We start from the raw sequence: 7,207 nt of genomic DNA, 5'->3' as shown, positions 1-7,207 counted from the left end.
GACGGAAGCGGTCTGCCGTTAAACATCGTACTGAGCCCCGGACAAGCCCATGAAAGCCAGTTCGCACGAGAAAATGGCGTCAGATGGTCGTTCACAGCTCGATCGTGATGCTTACCTTAATCGCAATGTTGTTGAACGTTGCTTTGGTCGCCTGAAAGAATATCGGCGCATCGCCACACGTTACGACAAAACGGCGAGGAATTATCTGGCGATGGTTAAACTGGGTTGTATCCGACTGTTTTACAAAAGGTTATGCAATTAAGGGACACAGCCTAATTTCGGACTGAGAAAAATGTAGTATTCTCAGTATTAAACCGTTTTACTTTCAACATAAAATAAAGAGTCAGGATGTCTATGTCTGAGAGCCCGATGAGCGTTGTTATCCTTGCCGCTGGTAAAGGTACGCGCATGTACTCCGAACTGCCGAAAGTGCTGCACTTACTGGCAGGAAAACCGATGGTTCAGCATGTGATTGATGCGGCGAAGGCGCTGAACGCGCAGCGCGTTAATCTGGTTTATGGCCACGGTGGTGACCTGCTGAAAAGCACCCTTAACGATGCCTCACTGAACTGGGTGCTGCAGGCGGAACAACTGGGCACTGGCCACGCGATGCAGCAGGCCGCCCCCTGCTTCGCTGATGACGAAGATATTCTGATTCTGTACGGAGATGTGCCGCTGATCTCGGTCGAGACGCTGCGCCGCCTGCAGTCGGCTAAACCGGCTGGCGGCATTGGCCTGCTGACGGTAATCCTCGATAACCCAACCGGTTACGGGCGCATCATCCGTGAAAACGGCCGAGTGGTTGGCATTATTGAACAGAAAGATGCCGCCCCTGAGCAATTGCTGATTAATGAGATCAATACCGGCATCCTGCTGGCGAACGGTGCAGATCTGAAACGCTGGCTCGGTAAGCTGACCAACAAAAACGCGCAGGGCGAGTATTACATTACCGATATCATTGCCCTTGCCCACCAGGAAGGCCTCCAGATTGCGGCGGTACATCCGTCGCGCTTGACCGAAACCGACGGCGTGAACAACCGTTTACAGCTGGCGACGCTGGAGCGCGTTTACCAAGCGGAGCAGGCAGAAAAACTGCTGCTCGCCGGTGTGATGCTGCTCGATCCGGCGCGTTTCGATCTGCGCGGCACGCTGGAGCACGGTCGCGATGTGGTGATCGATACCAACGTGATTATTGAAGGTCGCGTTACCTTGGGTAACTGGGTGAAAATCGGCAGCGGCTGCGTGATTAAAAACAGCGTGATTGCCGACGAGAGCATCATCAGTCCATACAGCGTGATTGAAGACGCACGGCTGGAGTTCGGCTGCAGTATAGGGCCTTTCGCCCGCCTGCGTCCCGGTAGCGAACTGGCCGAAGGCGCGCATGTCGGTAATTTTGTCGAGATGAAAAAGGCACGGTTGGGCAAAGGCTCGAAGGCCGGGCATCTCAGCTACCTAGGCGATGCCGAGATTGGTAGTAACGTCAATATCGGCGCGGGCACCATCACCTGCAACTACGACGGCGTGAATAAATCGAAGACCATCATCGGCGACGATGTGTTTGTGGGCTCCGATACCCAGCTGATCGCCCCGGTGAGCGTCACGGCGGGGGCCACCATCGCGGCCGGTACCACTATTATGAAAAACGTTCCGGCGGCGGGGCTGGTATATAACCGCAAAGAGCAGCAGCTGAACGCCAGCTGGCAGCGCCCGGAAAAGAAAAAATAACCGCATTTCAGGGGCTAGGCATGCTTGGCCCTGTGTTTTGTTGTAAACGCAGTAAACATAAAAATAATCCCCACTCTACAAGGCTCGGGGAGCCGGAAAATACCCGAATAATCAGGTCAGAAGACAACGCAGTATGACGCTGAATGTCATCCTGTCAGGAAAATTTACTATGTGTGGAATTGTTGGAGCTGTAGCGCAGCGTGATATTGCAGAGATCCTGCTCGAAGGACTGCGCCGTCTGGAGTACCGTGGTTATGACTCTGCGGGGCTGGCTGTAATCGACCAGCAGGGAAAAGCCACCCGCCTGCGTCGCCTAGGTAAGGTTCAGAATCTTGCTGAAGCAGCAGAAAGCACCGCGCTGATTGGTGGAACCGGTATCGCGCACACTCGCTGGGCAACCCACGGCGAGCCGTCGGAAGTCAATGCGCACCCGCATATCTCTGAACATATCATCATTGTTCACAACGGTATTATTGAGAACCACGAACCGCTGCACGAGCAGCTGATCGCCCATGGCTACACCTTTGCGTCAGAAACCGACACCGAAGTGGTGGCGTATCTGGTGCACTGGGAGCAAAAACAGGCTGGCGGCTCGCTGCGTGAAGTGGTGCAGCGCGTCATCCCTCAGCTGCGCGGCGCTTACGGCATGGTGATTGTCGACAGCCGTGACCCGTCCGTGCTGGTGGCCGCCCGTTCCGGCAGCCCGCTGGTGATTGGTCGTGGCGTGGGTGAAAACTTTATCGCCTCCGATCAGCTGGCCCTGCTGCCGGTAACGCGCCGCTTTGTTTACCTAGAAGAGGGTGACATCGCGAAAATTACCCGGCGTGACGTGACGATTTTCGATCGCACCGGCGCTCAGGTAAAACGCGCAGAGATCGAATCCACCGCGCAGTACGACGCTGGTGATAAAGGCGTTTACCGTCACTACATGCAGAAAGAGATTTACGAGCAGCCGGTAGCGATCAAAAACACTCTCAGCGGGCGTTTCAGCTATGGCAAAGTCGACCTCTCTGAGCTGGGCCCGAACGCCGATGCGTTGCTCGCTAACGTTGAGCATATCCAGATCAAGGCCTGCGGTACCTCCTACAACTCCGGGATGGTTTCGCGCTACTGGTTCGAGTCGCTGGCGAACGTACCGTGCGACGTAGAGATCGCCTCTGAGTTCCGCTATCGCAAATCTGCGGTGCGCAAAAACAGCCTGCTGATCACCCTGTCCCAGTCCGGTGAAACCGCCGATACCTTGGCGGTGCTGCGCCTGTCAAAAGAGCTGGGCTACCTTGGTTCTCTGGCAATCTGCAACGTGGCCGGTTCCTCGCTGGTGCGTGAATCGGACCTAGCGCTGATGACCAAAGCCGGAACCGAAATCAGCGTGGCCTCGACTAAAGCCTTCACCACCCAGTTGACCGTGCTGCTGATGCTGGTGGCGAAAATCGGCCGTCTGAAAGGTATGAACTCACAGGTAGAATGCGATATCGTGCACTCCCTGCAGGCGCTGCCGAGCCGCATTGAGCAGATACTGGCGCAGGATGAGAAGATCGCCTCGGTGGCGGAAGACTTTTCCGATAAGCATCATGCGCTGTTCCTTGGCCGTGGAGATCAGTACCCAATCGCGATGGAAGCGGCGCTGAAGCTGAAAGAGATCTCCTACATTCACGCAGAAGCCTACGCCGCCGGCGAACTGAAGCATGGCCCGCTGGCGCTGATCGATGCTAATATGCCAGTGATTGTGGTCGCACCGAACAACGAACTGCTGGAGAAGCTGAAGTCGAACATCGAAGAGGTGCGCGCCCGTGGCGGCCTGCTGTATGTCTTCGCCGATGTTGATGCTGGTTTCGTCGACAGCGAAGGAATGCGCATTATCCCACTGCCGCACGTTGAAGAGGTGATTGCGCCAATCTTCTACACCGTGCCGCTGCAGCTGCTCTCCTACCATGTCGCCCTGATTAAAGGCACCGATGTGGATCAGCCGCGCAACCTAGCAAAATCCGTTACGGTGGAATAAGCCTTTGCGCAGTGGTTGAATGAGTTGTAGGATGACAAAATAGTTGTAAAGTCAAAAATTTAAGTTATGCTGCTTAAAAAGCATACTGGACTTTTTTTATGGGTAGATCTCAGCAGTCCCTTTCCGAACATCAAATTGCGCGCCGAATTAAAGAGTGGCGGGGGCAAGGAAGTGGTAAAAAATATAGGCTTTGGTTGGATTCTCAGACGCCCCCTCTCGCGCGTTAATCCAACTCTCCATCTTCTGCCTACTTCAACAATGTCGGAATGTGCGGCCCATACTCGACCTTGCCTCGTCCTGCTCGAATACCACTGCCAACCTTACGGGCTTCTTTGGAGTACAACGTCTTTGCACGGATGATGTCATAGCTGTAACCCCGACCTAACCGATTGGACATCTTGATCAAGCGGCGGGACTGAATAAAGGAGAAGCCCGTAATGCGCTGGCACGTACGGTATTTCTGCACCGGTTGGGTGAAATCAGGGACAGAAAACCGGAAAATCAGAGCTATCGCGCCAGTGGACTGACGCTGCTGACGGCAGCTATCTCGCTGTGGAATAACGTGTATATGGTAAGAGTGGTCCATGCCCTGAAGCGTAAAGGGGTGAAGGTCAACGAGCAACTCCTGTCGCATTTGTCCCTGCAGCAACGTATAATCGTCTGCAAGGATTGATATCTGAATTCGGTGTCATCGCGCCACAAAGTGCTGATGCCCTGCGCCACATGGTTTCTGTGCAGAAGAGCTCTTTACCGCTTCAGGTTCAGCAATGTGTTGATGATTTGATGGAACACGTTGATCGCATTGAAGCTAACATATACTGAATATGACCGAATTTTGTCCCGCATAGCCAAAACAGATCATCGCAGTCAGCGGCTGATGGAGCTAAAGGGCGTTGGTCCCATAACGGCCTGTGCACTGGTCGCCAGTATCGGTAATGCACATGATTTTAAAAATGGACGTCAACTGGCAGCTTGGCTGGGGCTGACGCCACCACAATACAGCAGCGGCGGAAAGTCGAAACTTGGCAGAATCACAAAAGCCGGTGATTCGTATCTGCGAACGCTTCTGGTTCAGGGGGCTCGTTCAGTGCTTATTGGCGCTGGGAAAAGGACTGATTCATTCAGCCGTTGGGTTTGTATGTTGGTTGAGCGCAGAGGGTACTGGCGGGCTGTTGTGGCCATCGCCGCCAAAAACGCGCGGCTATGTTGGGCATCACTACATTACGGTGATGATTTCCGGCTGTACTCAGCCAACTAAAGCTCGAAGCAGTATAACCATCTGACCTGCAATTCGTTGATGATAAAGGGTTAGACCCCGTGAGGCCTATCTGGCTATTGTACAGGATATACGTATCCGCTTAACGAACAAGAACCTCACGCGCGTCTTTCATCAGGGCCCGAATTGATGACGATTATCGATTCGCGGGTCGACCAGAAAAGCAGTCGACCCCTACAGGATGTAGATGGGGCAGTTGTAGGGACCGATCATTTTTTTCGATCGGCCTGGTGTTTTCCAACTTTACAGGTCCGCGCCGTTGCTGGCGATTACCTGCTTATACCAGTCGAAACTCTTCTTTTTCGAACGCGCTAGGGTACCTGTGCCATCATCGTTTTTATCCACGTGGATAAAGCCGTAACGCTTGTTGTACTGGCCGGTAGTAAACGACACGCAGTCAATACAGCCCCACGGCGTGTAGCCCACCAGCTCGACGCCATCCTCCAGCACCGCAATCTTCATTTGCTCGATATGCGCCTGCAGATAGGCAATGCGGTAGTCATCGTTGATCTCGCCGTTGGCTTCCACTGTATCGTAAGCGCCAAAGCCGTTTTCCACGATAAACATCGGCTTCTGATAGCGTTCCCAGAAGGCATTCAGCGTGTAGCGCAGGCCTACCGGGTCAATCTGCCAGTCCCAGTCGGACGCTTTGACGTGCGGATTCGGGAGGCTGCCGGGGAAGCCTTCAATATGGCGGCCATCGTCGCTATCTTTGGCGGAGAACTGCACCGCGTTGCTCATGTAATAGCTGAAGCCAAGGTAATCGGCACAGCCATCGCGCAGCACCTGCTCGTCGCCCGGCTGCATCTCGATCTGGTAGCCTTTACGCTGCCACTCTTTCAGGATGTAGGGGGGGTAGTAGCCGCGTAGATGCACATCGCCGAACAGGTAGCGTTCGCGCATCGACTCCTGGGAAAACATCACGTCGTCCGGGTGGCACGACCAAGGGTAGAGGGGCACAATCGCCAGCATGCAGCCAATCTGCAGCTGTGGGTTAATATCGTGGCCCAGCTTCACTACCTGCGCACTCGCGACAAACTGATGGTGCAGCACTTGGTACATGGCCTGCTCGGGCTTTTCGTGGTCGGTAAAAATCACCCCGGAGTTGCAGTAGCCGAACAGCGGGTAGCGCCAGTTACGCTGATTATTGATCTCGTTAAAGGTCATCCAGTATTTCACTTTGTGCTGATAGCGCTTCAGCACCACTTCGCTGTAGTTCACAAAGAAGTGGACCACTTTGCGATTCAGCCAGCCACCGTACTCCTTGACCAAATGCTGCGGCATCTCGAAGTGCGAGAGGGTGATCACCGGCTCAATACCGTACTGCAGCAGCTCGTCAAACAGGTCATAGTAGAACTGTAATCCGGCTTCGTTTGGCACCTGCTCGTCGCCTTTTGGGAAGATGCGTGTCCAGGCAATCGAGGTGCGGAAGCACTTAAAGCCCATCTCGGCGAACAGAGCGATATCTTCTTTGTAGCGATGGTAGAAATCTACCGCTAGGTGATTCGGGTAGTTGAGCGATGGGTAGATGCCGTCGGTGATCTGGCGGTCAACGCCGTGGGAGCCGCCGGACAAAACGTCAACGATGCTCGGGCCTTTGCCGCCCTCATTCCAGCCGCCTTCAACCTGATGTGCCGCAACCGCGCCGCCCCATAAAAAATCTTTGGGTAACTGCTGTGACATAACCTTTTCCTTATCTGGTAAGATAAACAACGTCCTAGGCGAGGCATGCCTCGCCCCTGCAAAATAATGAAACATCCGCTGGGATCGGGCATGCCCGACCCGCAGCGAGTCGAGTCCGTCAAGGTGGTGTAAATTCAGATCCAGCCTTCCGGTCCGGTAATATGTCTGTTAAGCGCTGAGTGGCAGCGCCTCGATCACATCGTTTTCAGCGGTCTGCTCTATCTCCGCCATGCTGTGCGGCGGCAGGTAGCGGTTCTGCAACAGCCATTCTTCGTTCTGCTCCGTCAGCACCGCCCCCAGAAGCCGGGTTATGCTCTCTTCGTTGAAAGATACCCACCACGTGGAAACGCCGCCGCTTCACCTCTTTAATTCAGGCGCTCCAGCGTGTTCGTGGAGTGGATTTTCACCCGGTGCGCTCTCGGGAACCCGAAGTACGCCAGCCCCTCCGCCTCCGCCTTGTCCATCATCTCCGTGACTGCCGGGAAGTTCTTTCCAGCTGGGCCGCGACCTCGCGCCAGGTG

Annotated in this window: 3 protein-coding genes and 5 pseudogenes; 5 read left to right on the top strand and 3 right to left on the bottom strand. The window is 54.6% G+C overall.

Features of this window, described 5'->3' with window-relative positions; all coding sequences use genetic code 11:
* The 3 genes and pseudogenes from BBW68_RS07575 to glmS form a co-directional block, all read left to right on the top strand.
* Positions 1-262: pseudogene (locus BBW68_RS07575) on the top strand (transposase); the annotation flags it as partial.
* A gap of 92 nt (positions 263-354) precedes the next feature.
* Entirely contained in the window at positions 355-1,725 is a 1,371-nt protein-coding gene (glmU, locus tag BBW68_RS07570) for a bifunctional UDP-N-acetylglucosamine diphosphorylase/glucosamine-1-phosphate N-acetyltransferase GlmU (RefSeq protein ID WP_070134661.1), read from the top strand.
* A gap of 169 nt (positions 1,726-1,894) precedes the next feature.
* Positions 1,895-3,727: a glutamine--fructose-6-phosphate transaminase (isomerizing) gene (glmS, locus tag BBW68_RS07565; protein WP_070134659.1), complete on the top strand. Its 1,833-nt coding sequence runs from the start codon at positions 1,895-1,897 to the stop codon at positions 3,725-3,727.
* A 247-nt stretch (positions 3,728-3,974) separates the two neighbouring features.
* Here glmS and BBW68_RS07560 read toward each other — a convergent pair.
* A pseudogene (locus BBW68_RS07560) lies at positions 3,975-4,133 on the bottom strand (ISL3 family transposase); the annotation flags it as partial.
* Between the two features lie 3 nt (positions 4,134-4,136).
* Between BBW68_RS07560 and BBW68_RS16225 the strand changes: the two are divergent.
* Positions 4,137-4,367 (top strand): annotated as a pseudogene (locus tag BBW68_RS16225) (Tn3 family transposase); the annotation flags it as partial.
* Positions 4,368-4,372: 5 nt separating this feature from the next.
* Positions 4,373-4,985 (top strand): annotated as a pseudogene (locus tag BBW68_RS07555) (IS110 family RNA-guided transposase); the annotation flags it as partial.
* Positions 4,986-5,246: 261 nt separating this feature from the next.
* Here BBW68_RS07555 and BBW68_RS07550 read toward each other — a convergent pair.
* Positions 5,247-6,686, bottom strand: coding sequence for a 6-phospho-beta-glucosidase (locus BBW68_RS07550; RefSeq protein ID WP_070134658.1), 1,440 nt, complete (start codon positions 6,684-6,686; stop codon positions 5,247-5,249).
* Between the two features lie 168 nt (positions 6,687-6,854).
* A pseudogene (locus BBW68_RS16220) lies at positions 6,855-7,207 on the bottom strand (transposase); the annotation flags it as partial.

Origin of the sequence: Candidatus Erwinia dacicola (assembly GCF_001756855.1) — a bacterium.
In the GTDB taxonomy this organism is placed as follows: Bacteria; Pseudomonadota; Gammaproteobacteria; order Enterobacterales; family Enterobacteriaceae; genus Erwinia; species Erwinia dacicola.
The sequence above is the reverse complement of the archived record's forward strand: the minus strand, read 5'-3'. Positions and strand labels throughout refer to the sequence as shown.